At 48.0% G+C, this 19,502-nt stretch carries 14 protein-coding genes; 2 read left to right on the top strand and 12 right to left on the bottom strand.

Translation table 11 applies throughout. The features are described 5' to 3' along the window. Positions 1-65: 65 nt before the first annotated feature. The 4 genes from MHI37_RS10700 to MHI37_RS10685 all read right to left on the bottom strand — a co-directional run bounded on the left by MHI37_RS10700 (position 66) and on the right by MHI37_RS10685 (position 4,044). Positions 66-854 (bottom strand): response regulator, encoded by a 789-nt coding sequence (locus MHI37_RS10700; protein ID WP_076334960.1) that lies wholly within the window; start codon positions 852-854, stop codon positions 66-68. Next, entirely contained in the window at positions 832-2,607 is a 1,776-nt protein-coding gene (locus MHI37_RS10695) for a sensor histidine kinase (RefSeq protein ID WP_076334959.1), read from the bottom strand. The genes MHI37_RS10700 and MHI37_RS10695 overlap by 23 nt, the downstream gene beginning before the upstream one ends. A gap of 261 nt (positions 2,608-2,868) precedes the next feature. Continuing rightward, entirely contained in the window at positions 2,869-3,399 is a 531-nt protein-coding gene (locus MHI37_RS10690) for a chromate transporter (protein ID WP_083676045.1), read from the bottom strand. A 24-nt stretch (positions 3,400-3,423) separates the two neighbouring features. Further along, on the bottom strand, positions 3,424-4,044 hold the full coding sequence (locus tag MHI37_RS10685) for a chromate transporter (protein ID WP_076334958.1): 621 nt from the start codon (positions 4,042-4,044) through the stop codon (positions 3,424-3,426). A gap of 258 nt (positions 4,045-4,302) precedes the next feature. On the opposite strand from MHI37_RS10685, the gene MHI37_RS10680 reads away from it, so the two are divergent. Continuing rightward, the gene (locus MHI37_RS10680; RefSeq protein WP_218638916.1) at positions 4,303-5,838 is read left to right on the top strand and encodes a sulfatase-like hydrolase/transferase; all 1,536 of its coding nucleotides are present in this window, start codon (positions 4,303-4,305) and stop codon (positions 5,836-5,838) included. 172 nt (positions 5,839-6,010) lie between these two features. Further along, on the top strand, positions 6,011-6,853 hold the full coding sequence (locus MHI37_RS10675; RefSeq protein ID WP_076334956.1) for an AraC family transcriptional regulator: 843 nt from the start codon (positions 6,011-6,013) through the stop codon (positions 6,851-6,853). A gap of 109 nt (positions 6,854-6,962) precedes the next feature. Here the strand turns inward: MHI37_RS10675 and MHI37_RS10670 are convergent, their stop codons facing one another. The 8 genes from MHI37_RS10670 to MHI37_RS10635 all read right to left on the bottom strand — a co-directional run bounded on the left by MHI37_RS10670 (position 6,963) and on the right by MHI37_RS10635 (position 18,767). Next, positions 6,963-8,729: a glycoside hydrolase family 2 gene (locus MHI37_RS10670; protein WP_076334955.1), complete on the bottom strand. Its 1,767-nt coding sequence runs from the start codon at positions 8,727-8,729 to the stop codon at positions 6,963-6,965. A 10-nt stretch (positions 8,730-8,739) separates the two neighbouring features. Continuing rightward, complete coding sequence (locus MHI37_RS10665; RefSeq protein WP_076334954.1) at positions 8,740-10,761, bottom strand: alpha-L-arabinofuranosidase C-terminal domain-containing protein; 2,022 nt, start codon at positions 10,759-10,761, stop codon at positions 8,740-8,742. A 38-nt stretch (positions 10,762-10,799) separates the two neighbouring features. Continuing rightward, a complete protein-coding gene (locus MHI37_RS10660; protein WP_076334953.1) occupies positions 10,800-11,696 on the bottom strand; it encodes a carbohydrate ABC transporter permease in 897 nt (298 codons plus the stop codon). A gap of 16 nt (positions 11,697-11,712) precedes the next feature. Continuing rightward, on the bottom strand, positions 11,713-12,669 hold the full coding sequence (locus MHI37_RS10655) for an ABC transporter permease subunit (protein ID WP_076334952.1): 957 nt from the start codon (positions 12,667-12,669) through the stop codon (positions 11,713-11,715). A 33-nt stretch (positions 12,670-12,702) separates the two neighbouring features. Beyond that, the gene (locus MHI37_RS10650; protein ID WP_076334951.1) at positions 12,703-14,271 is read right to left on the bottom strand and encodes an extracellular solute-binding protein; all 1,569 of its coding nucleotides are present in this window, start codon (positions 14,269-14,271) and stop codon (positions 12,703-12,705) included. Between the two features lie 124 nt (positions 14,272-14,395). After that, on the bottom strand, positions 14,396-16,036 hold the full coding sequence (locus MHI37_RS10645) for a helix-turn-helix domain-containing protein (RefSeq protein ID WP_076334950.1): 1,641 nt from the start codon (positions 16,034-16,036) through the stop codon (positions 14,396-14,398). 3 nt (positions 16,037-16,039) lie between these two features. Further along, entirely contained in the window at positions 16,040-17,836 is a 1,797-nt protein-coding gene (locus MHI37_RS10640) for a sensor histidine kinase (RefSeq protein ID WP_076334949.1), read from the bottom strand. Positions 17,837-17,912: 76 nt separating this feature from the next. Beyond that, positions 17,913-18,767 carry an AraC family transcriptional regulator gene (locus MHI37_RS10635; RefSeq protein ID WP_076334948.1) on the bottom strand — a complete coding sequence of 285 codons (855 nt, stop codon included), beginning with the start codon at positions 18,765-18,767 and terminating at the stop codon, positions 17,913-17,915. Between the last annotated feature and the right edge of the window lie 735 nt (positions 18,768-19,502).

Below are 19,502 nucleotides of genomic sequence, written 5' to 3'. Positions count from 1 at the left end.
TAAATAGATTGTAACAAGTTCCTGCAAACGTCGTAAGGACACAGCCATTGGGAGTAATACCACTATTATTGGATTGTCTCCTCCGGATCTAAAATACTTTGACGATATTGACCTGGACTTACAGCTTCAAACGACCGAAACACCTTCGCGAAATATTTTGCGGTTTGGTATCCAACCTGCTCTGCGATTTCGGCAACTGAGAATCGTGTATTTGCAAGCAGCTCCTTTGCCCGCTGTACTCTTCTCCTGCTCAAATAATCGCTGAATGTTAGCCCTGTCTGCTCCTTAAACAGAACACTGAAATAACTAGAATTCATATGCAAATGATCGGCAACGGAACGCAGCGACACCTGCTCACCTAGATGCTCGTCCAAAAAACGAAGGGCTTCCTGTACCTGAATGCCATACTGTTTATCTTCCTGCAAGGTTTCCAGCAGCTTCGGATCAAAGAGCTTCTCCATCCTCTCGATCCGATTCATATCCTCTTCCCGCTTTAATGCCATTTCTACCGCCTGTACCAGCTTAATCTTGTCCAAGGGCTTTAATAAATAGGTGACGACACCAAGCTGAAGCGCTTTTTGCGCATAGTCGAATTCGGGATGCCCGGAAATAATGACTACAACCGGCGGATGCGGCATTTCGTTTAGTCTCTCGACCAATTCGAGCCCGCCAATCTCAGGCATTCTAATGTCGGTGACTAGTAAATGGGCTTCGTTCTGCTGCAGCCAGGATAAAGCTTCCACGCCGCTGGAGGCTGTCTCGATATGGTGCCGTCCGGATGACCACGATTCCAATGTTTTTCGAATGCCCTGTCTAGTTCTTGGTTCATCATCAACGATTAATATTGTTTTCACGTTTACTATTCCCTCCATTTCCATTCGGTATGCTAAAAATAATGCTAGTTCCTCGGCCTAATTCACTTTGAATTTCCAATCCGCCGTTTTCCAGATAATATAGCCTAAGTCTGCGATCTACGTTGGATATTCCAACACCAGTCCCCTTGGAGCCGCTCACATGTCCTTCCTTCATCGATGCATACAAGGCCAAAACAGTATCCTTATCCATGCCCGGTCCATCATCCGTTACGGTTACCCGAATATAACCCTCACGGCTCGAGGGCTCGGCGTGTAATCGAACAGTGCCTGGTCCAACACGCTGCTCTATACCATGCAGAATTGCATTTTCGACTAGCGGCTGAATGAGCAGCTTCGGAAGCGGTACCTTGCGGCATTCCTCATCTGCTTCTATACGCCACATAAGCCTATCTACCATTCGCATCTCCATTATTTTCAAATATCTTTCTGCGTGTTCAAGCTCGTCCCCTAGCGTAACCCATTCATCATCGTCTGAGCGATTAATCACATAACGGAAGAGACCAGACATCGCAACGACAATTTGCGCGAGCTCCTCTTCCCCTTTCTCATCCAACTCCCAATAAAACGCTTCCAGCGTGTTGAACAAAAAATGTGGATTTATTTGGGATTGCAGAGCTTTTAGCTCCGTGCGGCTTTGAATGATTTCCTTCTGGTAAACGACCTCAATTAATTCATTTAATGAATCAACCATTTGATTATAGGTGTTGTTTAGCTCGTTAATTTCCATCGTTGAGGATGAATTCGGATTTGTCTTCAACGTACCGAGTCTGGAGCCGCGCATGGCCTTAATCAGAGTTAGAATCGGACGCGTGATCATCGTTGATAAAATAAAGGTCAACACGAGAAACAACAACCCGCCAACAGCACCTGAAACAAGGATAGCCGTACGCAGGACGGATATACCTGCAGTCGTATAATTCACGGGCGTCAAAATGACCAGCTTCCAGCCTGTCTCCGCCGACTCCTGCTGTACAGCGATATAAGATTCGCCATCAACTGTAATTATTTCTCCACCATGGCCCAGCATCATTCCCGCATCGACATCAGCCGGGAAATCCGAATAAATTTTCTGTCCCCTCCCATCAAAAAGCCCCATCGATTCACCGGTTTTTTTCTCGTTGCCCGTCAACTTATCTGTCAGCTCAAAATAACCTTTTTCAATATAGACCATTAAATAGCCAGCATGGATAAAAGAGCGGTCAATTAGACGAACATGACGCATTGCAACAACCACATTCGGGTCCTGCGGGTCAAACCCGAGCCAGACAAGGCGGCCCTTTCCGCTATCTGCACGGTTAATCCACTCCATCGGCACCCTGTTTTCCAGACTAATGTCATCGAGTGGGAACAGCCTCCTGTAATCCGGAGTATACATTTCTATGGACCGAATCCCCGTTGCGTAGGCCTCATACTTACGCGCATCCTGCTGCAGCGATTGCCGCTCTTCAAAGCTAATCCGCGTTCCATCGATTTCTTGTGCCAATAACCGCTGAATGGACGCGTTCGTAGTCACTTGCATCGTAAGGGTATCTATTTGCCCAAGAAGCACATCTAACTTTCCCATAGCCTGAACTGCGGTTTGCTGTATATGTTTTTCAGCATTGTTGCGAAGAAGTACAGAAACTTGGTCAAACGTAAAAAAACCGACAGATGCCAAGACGATGACCATTACTAGCATAAAGCCAATAAATATCTGATTGCGCAGCGTATTCAGCTGTCCTAGTTTTTTCAATATCTACATTCCCTTCTTTCGTTGCTGTATCGGAACTACTATACACAAAATTCGAGAAAAAAAGAAAGTCCCGATTTAAAGCATTCACTTTAAATTTTTGCTGTTGACAAAAAAAAAGCTCTCTGCATATGAAAGCTAGAGATACGACGATAAGATCCGTGGCAGAGCGATCAGTATCACGTAAAACAAGCTGTCGAGAGCTTTCTCGACAGCTTGAAGAGTATCTGAATTTATTTGGAATCCTTCGACTGTCCTGTTTTGTTACGCATAGAATGCCGCCCCGCATATCCCTGAGAATAAGAGAATCGCAAACGGATGCATTCGTAAGCGCAATAGCATGAATAGACATGTCCCTACAATTAGTAAGGCGGGCAGTAATTCACTGGCAGGCGAGCTTGTGGATAGATGGACTCTGCACAGCTGATATGCGGCAAAAAATATAAGAGCTGTAACCACAGGCTGAACCCCATACATGCAGCGCTTCAGGTAGTTTTTATGATCCCTAGTGATGAAATAAATCAGCCCGGCAGTCATCAGCATGGAAGGCAGCAGCAAGCCTAGCACGCTAGCAATGGCCCCGGTCGCCCCATATGTTTGATAGCCGACAAGCATACCTAAATTAACAGCAATCGGACCGGGAGACATGCCTGCGACAGCGATCGCGTCTACAAGCATGTCATTACTCATCCAGGCTTGGCGTTCCGTCTCCCTCTCGATCAAAGGGATTAACGCATACCCTCCGCCAAACGACACGAATCCCATTTGCAGAAAGAACCAAAATAGCGCTATCACGATTTCACCCCCTGATGGATTCACTTAAATAAAATACATATAGGAGCTGTCGACGCCAGTCTCCGAGCTGCGTGTTTGCGAGCATGCTGCACTCCGTACTCCGTCATGTGTGGCAACGGCACCGGCAGCAGCGCCTCCGACTATAAGCCATATGGGATGCGTCTCTATGAAAAGAAGAATAAGGCTTATAATCGCAATGGCTAAAGTAAGTGTATCTTTAATTGATGTCCTCCCTAGCCTAAAAACGGTGTATAGGATCATTGCAACAATCCCCCAACCTATACCTCTTAACGCACCCTTTACTTTCAAGCTGTCACTAAAGCTGTGATAGAGAAGAAAGAGGCCGATAACGACGAGACAGGTCGGTACGATAGCACCAATAGCCGCTGCGGCCGCCCCCTTCAACCCGCCAAGACGATATCCGATCAAGAAAGAAGCATTGATTGCTACTCCTCCAGGGGCTGCAGCTGCAAGAGAAAGGGTTTCTTGTAATTCCCCTTCGTTCATCCATTTTCTGCTGACAACAATCTCGCGCTCGAGCGCAGGGAAAGTAGCATATCCGCCGCCAAAAGAAACAGGTGCAAGTTTCAAAAAACTCCAAAACAGGGATATTAACCGCGGAGAGCTCGACTCAGAACGATCCATTTCCCACCACCACCTTCCTATAATTGTCTTTCTAACAACAAGTCACTTTATTCCGATTTGGTATTAATTAAAGCTATTTTCGAATTAGGTTTGCAGTTTCAACCTTTTTCTTGCTCCTTCATCTTACAACTTAATTCCATAATGGTAAAAACATTTTTTAAACCACATCTTACAAAATAACAAATCCCGATGACACATTATGTCATCCAACTTACTGCCAATCTTGTCTATAATGAAAACAAAGAAGGAGATGAATTGATGAAAAAACCAAATATTCTACTGATTACGAGCGACCAGCAGCATTGGAATACGATAGGCGCATTTAACGATGAAATCCATACTCCCAATCTGGACCGACTCGTTCGTGAAGGTACAACTTTCAACCGAGCCTATTGCCCTAACCCTACTTGCACGCCGAGCCGTGCATCCATAATTACTGGCATGTATCCAAGCCAGCATGGAGCTTGGACGCTTGGAACGAAGCTGCTTGAGGATCGTCATACCATTGGTGAGGACTTCCAGCAAGCCGGATATAAAACCGCGTTGGTTGGCAAGGCGCATTTTCAACCCCTGCATTCAACAGAAGAATATCCATCGCTCGAATCGTACCCCATTCTTCAGGATTTGGATTACTGGAGAACAAGCAAGGATTCTTTTTATGGCTTCTCCCATGTCGAGTTAGCACGAAATCACACAAATGAAGCACATGTCGGGCAGCACTATGCAGCTTGGATGGAGGACAAAGGATGTGCCAATTGGCGAGATTATTTCTTGCCGCCGACAGGCACCATGGATCCAAACCAAACTTACAAATGGCCAATTCCTGAAAAGTACCACTATAACACCTGGATCGCTGAACGAACGAATGCGTTATTGGAACAATACAATCAGGATGACGACAGCTTTTTCTTGTGGTCCAGCTTTTTTGACCCACACCCTGAATACCTAGTGCCGGAGCCATGGGATACGATGTATGACCCCGATCAGCTTACCATCCCTTCCCTCGTTCCAGGTGAACACGACAATAATCCACCGCATTTTCGGATGACTCAAGAGGAGGCTCCTGACTTCTCGAATTTGAGGGAGAGCGGATTTGACATTCACGGTTACCGCTCCCATCACTATTACGAGTACGGCAGCAAGTTCAAGCTGACGGAAGAGGACAGAAAAAAGCTGGTCGCTGTGTATTACGGCATGATCAGCATGATGGATAAATATATTGGCACTATTCTTGATAAATTAGACGAGCTGGGTATTGCCGACAATACATTAATCGTATTCACTACCGACCATGGCCATTTCTTTGGGCAGCACGGCCTACAGGCTAAGGGCGGCTTCCACTATGAGGATTTGATAAAGCTGCCGTTCATCGTGAGATACCCGGGGCATATTGCGGCAGGAAAAACCTCTGCGGCATTCCAATCACTCGTCGATCTTGCCCCTACCTTCCTGTCCTTCTCAAATCTGCCTATCCCTCATGCAATGACAGGAGTAGACCAGAAGGAGGTTTGGCTCGGGACGTCAGATAAAGCGAGAGACCATGCCATTTGCGAGTTCCGGCATGAGGCAACTACCATCCATCAGAAAACGTATGTGGACGAACGATATAAAGTTACGGTTTATTACAACCAGACTTACGGTGAGATTTTTGATCTGCAAGAGGATCCGAACGAGCTTCGTAACTTGTGGAACAATCCTGATTTCTCCAGCCTAAAATCAGAGCTTCTATTAAAATACATATGGGCTGAACTCGGTAAAGAAGCGATGCCAATGCCTAGAATTTGTCACGCTTAACTTGTCCAAACGGAGCCTTCAAGCCTGCAGCCGAGCCGAAACCATTGGATCATGGCAGTTCACAGGCTTGAGCCCTTTTCACCCTGAATGACGGGTTGCTATTCACCTATCGCTGACGATGTTAAAATGATAGTGTCTTTCATCAACTTTAACTTCGGAAGAGGTCGTTTCCATGATAGAGTTTACCCATGAATATGCGGAGCATTTGTATCATACTCCAAATGCGCTCGAAAAACATAACGGCGTTATACCCATCCGTATAGGCCATAATGAGGCAAAGCCAAATTATCATATCGGTCCGCGCTTTATTGCTTATTATAGCTTGCACTTCGTTCTTGCAGGCCAGGTTACCCTGCGTATGAATCAGGAAGAGACCACGCTTACGCGAGGTGATCTATTCGTTTTATTTCCTCATAGCATTCATGAATATTATATTACTCCTTGTGAAGAGCCTGCTCTCAAGATGTTTTGGGTTGCTGCCGAGGGCAAACAGATGCCGCTGGTCACCCGCCGCCTTGGACTTACACTCAAACACCCCTATATCAAAAATTTTTTTGATCAGGATCTGGAGCAGTCCTTTTTGCAGTTTGCATCTGAATGGAAGCATCTCGTGAAACAGGATGACTTCTCCTTAACTCAAAGCTTTTATTCTTTACTGAATCAGATCGTTCGATTATCTAAACCAATTAAAGCATCCACAACAACCAATGATTGGGTTGCTACAAGCATCGACTACATTCATTTGTATTATAAGGAAGGAATAACCGTCACAGACATTGCTGATCATATTGGGATCCACCGGTCGCATTTTTCGAACGTCTTTCACCAGAAAGTCGGCATTCGGCCACATCGTTACCTGACGAACCTGATCATGACAGATGCTATGAAAATAGTGAAAACGACGGTTCTTCCAATTTCTCATATCGCCCTTTCGCTCGGGTTTTCAGACGTGTACTCCTTTACTCATGCATTTAAAAGGTACCATGGACAGCCACCAAGCTTTTACCGAAAATGATCTACTTTCCTATATTTTCAAAAAAACAATCGTTCTGCCGAATACGGCGGAACGATTGTTTTTAATATGCGAGCAATTCCGACGATTTTTGAAGATTCAGGGAATCATCTCAGGCTAAATTAATGGCTTTGATCGTAGCCAATGGAATTTTCGGCTGACGATCCTCCGTCAGAAGCCCGTTGATTTCCTGCTGAACATCCGAAAGCTGCGTATAGCAGTATCCACTAATATACTTGACGTCCTTAATCGCTTGGGTGATGCTGCGGAAACGACGAATGAAATCCTCCTCCGAAACAACTTGATCACCGTAGCCCCAGCCTTTGTCCGACTGAAAAGCGATGCCGCCGAATTCACTGATGATAATCGGCTGCCCTCGGTATGCATAATCCTCCGCAAACGCGTACTTCCATTGATTGCAAGTCTTTTCGTTGTTCACGATCGCTTCCTTGCTCGCATAACGCTTCAAGAAATCGTCTCCTGAAGCGACATAATCATGCAGCGTTAGGATGTCCGACACGGTGTGCTCCCAGCCGTCGTTCGTAATAACCGGACGATATGGATCGATGGCTTTCGTCAGATGATAAATGCCCTCCGTGAACTTCTGCTGCCGCTTATCGTGTAGAATGGACGCTACGCCCCATGATTCGTTAAATGGAACCCAAGTAATAATACTTGGATGGTTATATTGCTGCTTCACAATCTCCAGCCATTCTCTCGTGAACGCATCAACCGCTTTGTCATGAAATTCGAAGGTGGCCGCCATCTCGGACCACACAAGCAGACCTTTCACGTCGCACCAATAGAGAAAGCGGGCATCCTCGATCTTCATATGCTTACGCACGCCGTTGTAGCCCATCGCTAGAATATGATCGATATCTTCGATCAGAGCTTCCTCACTTGGCGGAGTTAAATGGCTGTCTGTCCAATATCCTTGGTCCAGAATCAATCGCTGATAAATTGGCACATTGTTCAGCAGCACCTCCCCGTTCTTAATGGAAACTTTCCGCATGCCAAAATAGGAGGACACTCTGTCTACGACCTGATCCTTCGCATACAGCACAAATTCCACGTCGTATAAGTTCGGATGCTGCGGAGACCAGAAGCTTCTTTTCCACGGCCCGTTTGCCTCATGCAGCAGATCAACCTCAACGGTTAAGCAAGGGCGATCGATCACAAGGCTAACCCGTTTTACAGGCTTGCCTTTGAATGTAACGATAGCTTCCAGCCTTAAATCACCGGCTCCTGCTGCCTCCGCCCCGATCACCTCGTAATCGAAACGGACGATGGAACGGTCGAAATCCGGTGTGATTTTGACAGCGTCAAGACGCTGTTCCTCCACGTATTCCATCCATACCGTCTGCCAAATTCCAGTCGTCTGGACATAGAAGCATTCGAAATTGTTCTCCGTCCAGCGCTGCTTGCCGCGGGGCTGATAGCAGCTATTGCTGTCTTCTGCCTTCACCGTGACTTGATTTTCAGCCCCGAATTCGAGATACGGGGTTATATCGAACGAGAAGGCCGCATAGCCGCCCTGATGTGTGCCTGCTAATATTCCGTTTACCCACACTTTGGCTTCGTAATCCACCGCTTGGAAATGAAGGATGACCCGTTTCGCTTCAGCTTCCTTCGGGATGTGGATAGCTTTGTTGTACCATACCTGCGGATGGAATTCTTCGATCCCAATTCCACTCGCTTTGGTTTCGTACGTAAAGGGCACGATTATTTTGTGGGTCTCTTCAAATTTCTCGTGCCACTTCTCGATCTCCCCCATGCTGCGATCATCGAAGCGAAAGCTCCATTCACCGTTTAAGCATAACCAATTGTCGCGTACAAATTGAGGCCTGGGATAATTTTTGATATATGCCTTAGTTGTCATGCCACTCCTCCTAATTCTTGTGCTCCGCTTTAAACTCCAATACATAAACGGATGTAGGGCGCAGCGGGTAGCCGAGCTTCCATTCTTCGGCAGGGACGACTCTTTTCTTACAGATCATCCGTTCTGGCTCGAACACGGAATTGATATCGTCGTAGGAATCTCCCGTAATTTCGTATAGAATCGTTTCTTCCGAGGCTTCGAACGCTTGCAGGTCTAGTGCCGCCTTCACCTCATTCAAGCTGCGGTTCACGATAAATACGATGACGGAGCTTCGGTCATCATTCGTGCCTGCCACAATGTCAAGATCAGGCAGCGCGTTAAGCGCAATAGGAGTCTCCTTGAGCGACGGAACGGCAAACGTCCCGCACTTGGCTTCGATGGGAAGAATATGCTTCACATCCCGATTCGCGTAAAGCTTCATCACTTCATAAGTTGGCGTCCCATATATGGTAAGCGGCAGTCCGCTCCAGCCTGGCTCCTTGCCGCAATATTGATCTGCATAATTATCGCCAACACGGATGCATCCACCAAGCCAGCCGTTCACCAGATCGGAGAAGCTGCCGATATGAACCATATCGCTGCAGCGTATCATTTCATTCAAGTTAGCAGCGTTGGCTACCGCCGCACCCAATGTATGCTCGTTCAGCAGCCCTTTCCGAATCGTGTTCGGATAATACATCGTATTGTATTCGGTAATTGCCAGCTTCACATGGCTATGCTTCGCATCCGCTTGAATATGCTCTGCCGTCTGCGCGATGTGATGACGGGTAAATTCGGGATAAGAAGCAATCGCCTTATACCGATCCTCCGCCGGCGTATTCTGGTTCATGCCGAAAGGACCGTAGCCGTGATACAGATGTAGGGTAAGATAATCAAAATGCTCACCGGCTAGATCGAGGACAGTTTTGTTCCACTCCTGCTGGAAGTGACCGCAAGCCAGAAGAACGATAGAGGGATCAGCTGCCTTCATGGCTTCGGCGAAGGAAAGCGTACGCCTAGCAAACTGCTCCGCGGAGCAAGTACCGACCTGCCATTGTCCCCATACCTCGTTGCCAATTTCCCAATAGCGGACATTGTAAGGCTCAGGATTCCCGTTCGCTGCACGCTGCGCTCCCATTGGCGTATCGACGCCGCCGTTACAGTATTCAATCCACTGGGCAGCTTCCTCAGGTGTACCCGATCCGTCATTTACGCAGATGAGGGGTTCCACCTGAAGCTCGCGGCAAAACTGAATAAATTCGTCCGTGCCAAAATATTTGCTGGTCCAGCCGCCCCATGCTTCGTTATACATGACCGGTCTCTCAAGGACCGGGCCTACGCCATGCTCCCAGTGGTAGGCACTAATATAGTTGCCGGCTAACCTCATCATTCCCGCGTTCAGATCCCGAGTCATATCGATTACTTCACGCTTCACCATGGCGATGCTGTCTACCGATAAAACCGACACATGGTCGATCCAAAGCATTCCGGTGGACACATGATCGATCCACCTCGGGTGATCGGCCGGTACATATACGCGGATTTCGGCGTCAACGCATTCGCGGGCAATAGACAGCTGCGCTTCGTACTCACGCCAGTTGTGACTTTCGAGTTCGATCCGGACTTGTCCAAGGAGCTCTTCCGAGCGCCGGTCCACCGCTTCGACGATGATCCCCTTCAGCTCGACGGAGGCACGAGCCACGAGCTTGACCGCGTAATCCGCTGGCCCCTTGAGCGCAGCCTTCTGCGCGATGCCAGCATAGGCTTCATCATCGCTATGCAGGCGGATACGCTGGGCACGCCCCGAATGCTTCGGTGCAGGCGCCTCCAGCACGTACTTGGTGTTCCTCCCGTTCGTATAGGCGTACCACTTTCCAGATATCTCTTTCTTCGTCTCAGCTTCGCTCTCGAAATCCATGTCCTTAAGCGGGTACGCAAGCATCGCTTCCATATGATCCCGAATGTCTTCGACGAAATGGCCAAATAAATAAGGGTTAACCGTATGCTCGCTCGCTTTGCTGCAATCAATCGTAATCTTCGCGTTAGTATTCATAATTTGCCTCCAACTGGTTTGTCATAATGGTTTCGGATTTAACCTTTAATCGATCCGATCATAACGCCCTTGACGAAATGCCGCTGCACGAACGGATACATGATCAATACCGGCAAAGTGGATACGATAATGACCGCGAACTTAATGCTTTCGGCAAGCAGAATCTGATCTTCTAGCCCGACGCTGCCGCCCTCGACAGCTGCCGATTGGCTGATCATGAGTATTTCGCGAAGTACTAGCTGAAGCGGATGAAGAGCTTCGTCGCGGATATAGATCAGCGCGGAGAAGTATGAATTCCAATGGCCCACTGCATAAAATAGAACCATAACAGCCAGTATCGGTTTGGAAAGAGGCAATATAACGCTAAACAGCAGCCTCCAGTTGGAGCATCCGTCCATGTGAGCGGCCTCCTGCAGCTCCCATGGAATGCTTGTCTGGAAGTAGGTCCGCATAACAATCAAATTGTACGTTGCGATTGCCCCTGGAACGATCAACGCCCACATGGTGTTGACCATCCCTAGATCCTTGACCAGCAAATAGGTTGGAATCAATCCTCCGCCTAAAAACATAGTAAGCGTGATCAAAACCATAATCGCGCCTCTTCCTGGGAGATCTGGACGTGACAACGGATACGCTGCTAGAATCGTCATGATGATATTGATAAGCGTGCCGACCACAGTATATACGATCGTATTGCGGTATCCCGTCCAGATTTTGTCATTTTGCAAAATGTTCGTGTACGCTTCCAAAGACACGCCCTTCGGCAGCAGCCATACTTCTCCATTCAGCACCTTGGCTGGATCACTGAAAGAGGCGCTGACGATAAAGAGCAGCGGATATAACACAATAATGATGATGACTGCTGCAATCGCGTACACGATGGCGTCGAATACTCGTTCATCCGACGTTTTTCTTATGGCCTGCTGCTTCGACATCCCTGAGTTCTCTCCTTTACCATAAGCTCGTCTCCGACGTCTTGCGCGCAAATCGGTTCACCATCAACAGCAAGATGAGATTAATGACTGAGTTGAACAACCCGATAGCCGCGGTGTAGCTGTATTCTCCCTTCAATATGCCTGTCGTATAGACAAACGTGGAGATGACGTCGCTTGATTCCAGGTTCAAGTTATTTTGCATGAGCAAAATCTTCTCAAAGCCGACGTTCATAAAATGGCCGATATCCAAAATGAGCAGGATAACGATAACCGGAGCTATGCCCGGCAGCGAGACATGCCATATGCGTCTCAGCCTGGACGCTCCGTCCATCTTGGCCGCTTCGTATAGCTGCGGATTCACGCCGCTGAGCGCCGCAATGTAGATAATCGATTGCCACCCCATGTTCTGCCATATGTTCGAACTGATGAAGATCGTTTTGAACCACCCGGCTACCTCAAGGAATCGGATTGATGTGCCGCCGAATGTCTCGATCAGCATATTGATCGGCCCTGTCGGTGAGAGGAATACGTTCAATATGCCTACAATAACGACAACCGAAATGAAATGAGGGATATACGTAATATTTTGCAGCCATTTGCTGAAGGTTTTGCTTCGAATCTCGTTAACAAGCAGCGCCAGCATAATCGGAACCGGGAATGCGATGAGCAGCGAGAACAAGTTGATGGACACCGTGTTCCATAGCAGCCTCCAGAAGTAATACGAGTTGAAAAACCGTTCGAAATGCCCGAAGCCTTCCCAAGGACTGCCGATAATGCCTTTGGCCGGGTTGAAATTTTTGAATGCAATTTGTAGCCCGTAGAGCGGACCGTAGTGAAAGATCAAGTACCAGGCAATTGGCAGAAGCAGCATGAGGTACAGATCATACCGCTTGGCTATATTCCTGAGCAGGCTGGAGCCGCGCTTCGGCTGGATATGGGACAGAGCGGCTGCACCTTCTTGCGCGCTCTTCATGAGCATTCACTCCTTATCTATGCTGTGTCGGAATTATTTCTCCATCTTGTCATACGCTTCTTGATAGATCTTCTCCAGCTCATCGATATTCATTTTTTTCAAAGTAGCCAGGAATGCATCCCATTTATCGAAGCTGAGCGCTCCGACGATAAACTTCGTGCTTTGCTCGTCGATATATTTGTCGATGTCGTTGCGCAGAATGTTAACCTTTTGGGCGGTCTCTTCATCGAACATCGGAGCAGCATAGCGGATCTTCGGCATGTACGGCTCCAGCTTCGCGTACGCCTCTTGAACTTGCGGCGGATTAATGAAAGATGCTACCTTGTCGCTGATCAAGTGAGGCGCGCCGCCGCCCGCGTACGGTGTCATTCTCCCCTGTGCGCCTGTTACTGTCAGAAAATCCTCTTTGTAATACGGCATGCCGTCCTTCAGCTCGTAATGCTCGCCCTCTCTGCCAAAGCGCAGCAGGGTGGAGCCCTCATCGCTGTAGAAATAATCGATCCACCGCATCGTCGCTTCCGGATTTTCGTTCACCGAAGTGATGGCGAATGCTCCATAATCCCGTGGAACCGGTGCAGCCGGGCTTTGCATCTGGTCCCCATGCGGGCCAGCTGGAGGTGCGGTGCCTTCATACTGATCGGCGATCGGCAAGAAATTGTTGTTCGTTTGGTCGAAGAATAGTCCTGTATTGCCCGATCCTTGCTTAGCAAGATATTGCGCTTCTGTATGTGAGAATATTTCTTGGTCCAGAAGCTTCTCTTTATAAAGCTTGTTCAAGTACATCAGCAGCTCTTTGTATCGCTCATCGCCGCTCCAAATATGCACCTTATCATCTTCGATGTTAATGTTATAGCCCAGTTGCAAATCCAGACCGAACGATCCGCTCATAAATTGTACGATAGGCAACCCTATCCGCGCGGTCATCGGAACTTCATCCGCTTTCCCGTTGCCGTTCGGATCACCATCGCGGAAGGCAAGCAGCACTTGATAAAGCTCCTCCGTCGTCTTCGGCTCTTCCAGGTTCAGCTTCTCTAACCACGCCTTGTTGATCCATCGTTTATCCGTACGTGCCGAGCCTGTCGTAACAATGCCAGGAATCGCATAAATATGTCCTTCTGGAGTCGTGATAGCGGAGCGGATTTCAGGGTATTGCTCCATTAAGATTGCTAGATTAGGTGCATATTGCTCGATTAATTCCTCGAGCGGAATCAGTTGGCCTGCGGAACCGTATCGGATCGTTTCCAGCTGCGATAGGCCTGAGCGGTACAACGCATCAGGCAGCTCGTTGGATGCGAATAGCAGATTCTTTTTCTCTGCGAAGCCGTCTGTAGGGGCCTCAGTAAATTCAACCTGAATGTTGCTTAATTTCTCATAATCTTGGAAAACCGGCATATCCTTGAACGGCCCGTTAACAGGCGCGATGCGAGTAAACATTTTCAGCTTTAGCGGTTGGTCCACGATTGGGAATCCCTCCGCTTTAATAGCGCTTTCAGATGAAGGGTTATTCTCTGTCTTAGAGCTTCCATCGTTGCTGCAGCCGGCCAGAATTAGACCAGAAACAATCATCGTAGTAAGCGCGTTTCTTCCCCAGTGTCTACGCATGAATCTGTGACCTCCAATGTTCTATTCACCGAGTTTTGTAAACGTTTACCGCCGGTGTTCACTCATTATAATTCAACCATTTCGCCATGGAGTTATAATAATATGACTATTTACTCCACATATTTTACAACTTCGCTACCACTCCCCCGCTTCCCAATCCATTCAAATAGGCTTGGGGCGTCACGCCCGTCATTTCCTTGAACACTCTGAAGAAATAGTTATAGGAAGAAAAGCCCGCTTGACTGCTGATTTGCTTGATCGAGTATTGACCGCTCTCTAGCAGCTTTCGTGCTGTATCGATTCGGACCCGGTTCAAATATTCCGAGAACGTCGACTGCGTCTCTTCTTTGAATATTCTGCTTAAATACGATGGATTCAGACCGATGGCGCCTGCCGCCAGCTCCAGCGTAGCGCTGCCCGAATACTTTTCCAAAATAAATACTATCGCTTGCGATACATGCCTGGAATACGGTCCCAACGCATGTCTCTCCTTAAGCAAACTCAGAAGGCTGCTATAGAAGGCCTGCAGCCATTGCTCCATCTCTCTGACACTTCCCAGCTTCCCGAGTTCACCGCGCTCAGGAAGTCCAGCCAATACGGAGTCGACCTGAGACATCCATTTCTTCAAAGCTTTATCACCGATATGCAGCAGCTCGCCGATGATCATCTGCACCGAATGGGAATGAACCGGTTGCTCCCGGATGCTTTCGAATACGGATGCAATCAGCCGATGCACACCTTCCTTGTCGAGCATCTCAATGGAGAGAAACAGCTGCTTCTGCTCTTCGATGGTTAATGTAACGCGCTGACCGTATATGCCGCCTCCCCATCCCGTCGCTTGGCCACTCGGTTCCGCTACGGATGAAGAGTCTAGCGCCCGTTCGGCAGAGCCATAGCTCGCTCCAAGCTGAGACAAGCTGCGGCATATATGGCCTACGGCATAGACACACTTCAAATTCAGGAACAACTCTAACGTATGGCGAAGCTTGCTCATCATTCGGTCGGCCTCGCTTGCAGCAGCATGCTCGCTTCGTTCCTTGAACGCAAATATGACAACAAGACGTCCGTTCTCAAGGTAAGCGGCCGTGCGCTCCTCTATATCACCCAAACTCTGCTGCATAATCTCGACGGCCTGCTGGACGAGTCGATTCGTCTGTACGTCGCTGTAGGATTGTGTCAGCAGCAGGAAAGAGACAATCTGAAGCGAAGCTGCCGCAAAGCTGACCGCCTGAGGATATGATCCATTCTTCCGCGCAAAGGCTTCAAGCACCTGGGTTGACTCTGGTGTCCCTCTTACCAGATCGGCGATATAACCACGGATAAGCACGGGATTCATTCGTTCAGCCATTGCCTTCTGGGCGTTGCGGTCCTCCAGCATCCGATCCTCCTTGCCCAGCTCCATGACCGCCTTGTTCAACATGCTGATAAGCGTTGCGCCATCGAGCCGATGCTTCAGCAAATAATCGATGGAGCCGTTCTTCAAGCAATCTCGTACATAATCGTAGTCGTCAAAGCTGCTAAGCATAATTGTCTTTATGGCTGGATATCGTTCTTTGATCGTTCGATTAAGCTCCACGCCGTTCATCTCAGGCATATTCACGTCAATAATAGCGATATGTGGCGAAGATTGCTCGATCATCGACAATGCCATGACCCCGTTATGTGCTTCGCCACATATTTCGAAGCCGTGCTTTCGGAGATCCACTAACGTCCATAAATTGTTGCGAGCCAACGGCTCGTCGTCTACCAGCAGCACTTGAAACATAATCTATATCACCTCTTGAGCGGATTTTCCCTTCTCCCGCAGAACGGGAAAAGTGATCACAACCTTCGTATACAGTCCCGGCTCGCTGTACAGCTTCACGCCGTAGGGCTCCCCATACATACGAACGATTCGTTCATGCACATTGCGCACCCCCATGCCGCTGAAGCGGGAGGGGGCCTCTTCTTTACTTTTCTCGCCCAGCAGCAAGTCCATTTGCTCCTGAGTCATGCCTTTGCCGTTGTCCATCACTTCGATTTTAAGGTCGTGATTTTCTTCGCAAACGCGAATCATGACCGATCCCCCTTCCTCCAGCGGACCAATTCCATGGATGATAGCGTTCTCTACAATAGGCTGCAGCATTAGCTTGGGGACCTGACACTCCAGCAAGGCTTCATCATTAATCTCCTCATATACTGGAATCGGCTGCATATACTTGTATTTCACGATGGAGATATAGCTTCGTACATAGTCCAGCTCCTCACGAACCGTAAGATATTCATTAGAATTCCCTAGAACCCCACGCATCAGCTCGATTAATGAGCCAGATACCTCCTCAATATTGGGCACCCCATTCAGCTTTGCCAAATATTTGATGGTATTGAGGGAGTTGTATAGAAAATGCGGACGTATCTGAGCCTGAAGAGCAGTCAACTCGGCTTCGCGCTTCTCCTTCTCACTAATTCGAATCCCTTCAAGCAGCCTCTTCAATTCCTCCACCATGCTGATAAAGACATGGTACAGCTGGCCTACCTCGTCCTTCGTTTTGATTTCCTTCATTGGGAACGACAAATTCCCGTCCTTCACTAGCATCATCATGGACTTCAGACGCCTAATATTAATAGTAATTCGGGATGATACCTGCAGTGAGCAGATTAACACGACGATCAGGACCAGCACCGATACTTCAGCCATCAGCTTGCGAAGCTTCACGGATTCGCTAAGCAGCGAATCCATCGGTATAAGCGCCAGCGTAGTCCATCCTGTATATTCGGATGAACGACTAACGACGGTATAGGATCTTCCGTCAATAATCATTTCAGCCGCATCGCCGGGTCCTGTAAATTCTTGTCTGATGCTTACGATCTTCTCGATGGAAGGAGCGAAGGACGGAGCCGATTCAGACTGATAAACGAAGCCTCCTCCCTTATCGAGCACATACAGCATGCTATCGGCGGTGGGCTTCACTCCATATGTTTTTTTGATGAAATCATAATTCAAATCTACCAAGACAATACCGATCGTCTCGCGGTTATAACGGATCTCACGGCCTATGATAATGGCATCCGACACGCCCGTCTGCTTCAAATAGGCATGGCGCGATCCATTTCCCAGCATATAATCCATCATCGGCGTCCCAAGGATCGTCCGATCCAGCCAAGGACCTCCGGAGAAGAATACCTTTCCGTTCAACCCAACAACGGCAATTCGCGAAATATAAGGCTTATAATCAATCAATACCGATAGAAACTCATCGATTCGCTTCTGCTCTAGAAACCATCCATAGCTGATCTCTTCCGACGGACTGAGCAGCGTATCAATCACCGTGTTTTTGTTGGTCACCACCACGGTGTTCAGCCGGTCGATTTCTTCCAGCATGATATTGAGGGACTCATCCGCTTGGCGAATACTATCCGACACCGAGGTGACCGCGTTATCCTTTATTGTCTGGCGCATATTCAAATAGACGATGCCAGAAATCGAGAAAATAGAAAGAAGAGCGACCAAACTGAATGCGATGAATATTTTTCCCTGAATGCTTAAACTGGGCGAAATCCATCGTTGAAGGGTGGACAGCTTCATATTGAGAAATCTCCTTTACGCGCTCTAGGAAACCCTATCTTGCAATTGCTTTCAAATCTAATTCACCTAATCGCGGCTAAACGATCGTCTTCCGCAGTGTTAGTGGGGATTGCTTATAATAAATCTTGAAGGCTCTGGTGAATGTGTAAAGGTTCGGATAACCAAGAGACAGAGCGATCTCCGTAATCGTAGCGTCCGTGTCGATCAACAGACGCCTTGCCTTGTCCATGCGGATCTTCTGTATGTACTTCATCGGGGGCATACCCGCCTGGCTCGTAAATACTTGAGTAAAGTAGGAGCGATGCACACCCGCGAAATCCGCTACTTGTTGGACGGATATTCCCTCCAAAGCGTGCAGCTCTATATATTTCATGCATTCATGAATCCAACCTGCAAGCTCAGCCGCTGGGGCAGGCGCAGTCTCTGGAATCAATCCCGCGAATAGTGCACAAACAAGGCTTTGCAGCTCCAGTGCGACTGCCGGATTCCACCGCTGAACGCCCGCCAGCGTATGAATGACTTGATCCGCCGATGCCTTGACGCGTGCGGTAACTGCTTTCTTGCGAAACGGCTCCTCCTCTGTCACCCCCGCAAGCTCTAGCAACGACCTTGCCCTATCGCCATCCACCGCCAGCCAGCTCATTTGAAGCGGCTTGCCGGAGGGGAGCATGTCGTAAAAATAGGTGCGGCCCGGAAACAAACAAAACATATCGTCCTTCTGCAGCTCCACCTGCTTGCCTTCGTATTCCAGCCGAACCCCTCCCTCCTGTACAAAGTGAAGACTGTAGCATTCGATCCTTTTGGGTCCTACTTTGTAGTTGGGTTTGGCCAAACAGCGACCCGCCCGCACCGGCCATATCCGTCCTTCTTTATCCAGATCCCCCGGCGTATAAAAAATGAAATCGGCAAACTCATAATCGTATTCCTGCATCGTGACTCTCACTCCCACCCTATGTTCATTTATAGCTATATAAGTTGAACTAAAAATTTACGTATTGGGCGCTGTGCGAGAAGATCATTCTTACGATCGCTGTTGCAGCCAGATTCTTTGATTTCCTAACACATTTAAAGGTAAGAATATGGCTGCAAAGGCGAACACTTCGTTTCTCCAGAACGATCCTCTCACTTCGCTAAATCTTCATTTTTCAAGTTCAAGTTATATAGTTACAACATAATGACAACTATATCAATTCTACCAACTCAATATAAAGCGCTTTCTTATAGGTATTATAATAATCGCAGTGAATTGTTCTTGTCTAGTACACCTAACATTTTGCTAATATTATTTCCTCAGATGAACCAGCTGCAAAGGCGAACACTTCGTTTCTAGAGAAACGATCTTCTCGCTTCGCTTACACTTCATTTTTTAAGTTCGACTTATACAATGCGCCGCTATCCTTGCAGCATCCTTAGCTGCGTACGTCCCGAAATTCCCTATATCCTACACTAAAGTCTCCACTAGATGAAGGTGAAGCGCCTACACTGCACTAAGTACAATGAAAACCTCACATGAGAGCTGTTTCATACGGCTACATTGTACGATTGCACTAGAATGAGCTCCAAACCTACGAATATCGCCCTAGAATAGGCATTCTATTGCACAAACTACAGTGTACATGCCCTAGTTAGGCGAGTAACGTCGATTACGTTGTACAAACTGCAACGT

Source organism: Paenibacillus sp. FSL H8-0548 (assembly GCF_038630985.1).
Lineage (GTDB): Bacteria > Bacillota > Bacilli > Paenibacillales > Paenibacillaceae > Pristimantibacillus.
Note: the sequence above shows the minus strand (reverse complement) of the source record. Positions and strands in the feature narration are given on the sequence as shown.

Bases quoted from the DNA above. Each gene is read 5' to 3' on its own strand.
- MHI37_RS10655 (WP_076334952.1), bottom strand. From the start codon at position 12,669: ATGAAGAGCGCGCAAGAAGGTGCAGCCGCTCTGTCCCATATCCAGCCG.
- MHI37_RS10650 (WP_076334951.1), bottom strand. From the start codon at position 14,271: ATGCGTAGACACTGGGGAAGAAACGCGCTTACTACGATGATTGTTTCT.
- MHI37_RS10675 (WP_076334956.1), top strand. From the start codon at position 6,011: ATGATAGAGTTTACCCATGAATATGCGGAGCATTTGTATCATACTCCA.
- MHI37_RS10635 (WP_076334948.1), bottom strand. From the start codon at position 18,767: ATGCAGGAATACGATTATGAGTTTGCCGATTTCATTTTTTATACGCCG.
- MHI37_RS10640 (WP_076334949.1), bottom strand. From the start codon at position 17,836: ATGAAGCTGTCCACCCTTCAACGATGGATTTCGCCCAGTTTAAGCATT.
- MHI37_RS10645 (WP_076334950.1), bottom strand. From the start codon at position 16,036: ATGTTTCAAGTGCTGCTGGTAGACGACGAGCCGTTGGCTCGCAACAAT.
- MHI37_RS10660 (WP_076334953.1), bottom strand. From the start codon at position 11,696: ATGTCGAAGCAGCAGGCCATAAGAAAAACGTCGGATGAACGAGTATTC.
- MHI37_RS10670 (WP_076334955.1), bottom strand. From the start codon at position 8,729: ATGACAACTAAGGCATATATCAAAAATTATCCCAGGCCTCAATTTGTA.
- MHI37_RS10680 (WP_218638916.1), top strand. From the start codon at position 4,303: ATGAAAAAACCAAATATTCTACTGATTACGAGCGACCAGCAGCATTGG.
- MHI37_RS10665 (WP_076334954.1), bottom strand. From the start codon at position 10,761: ATGAATACTAACGCGAAGATTACGATTGATTGCAGCAAAGCGAGCGAG.
- MHI37_RS10685 (WP_076334958.1), bottom strand. From the start codon at position 4,044: ATGGATCGTTCTGAGTCGAGCTCTCCGCGGTTAATATCCCTGTTTTGG.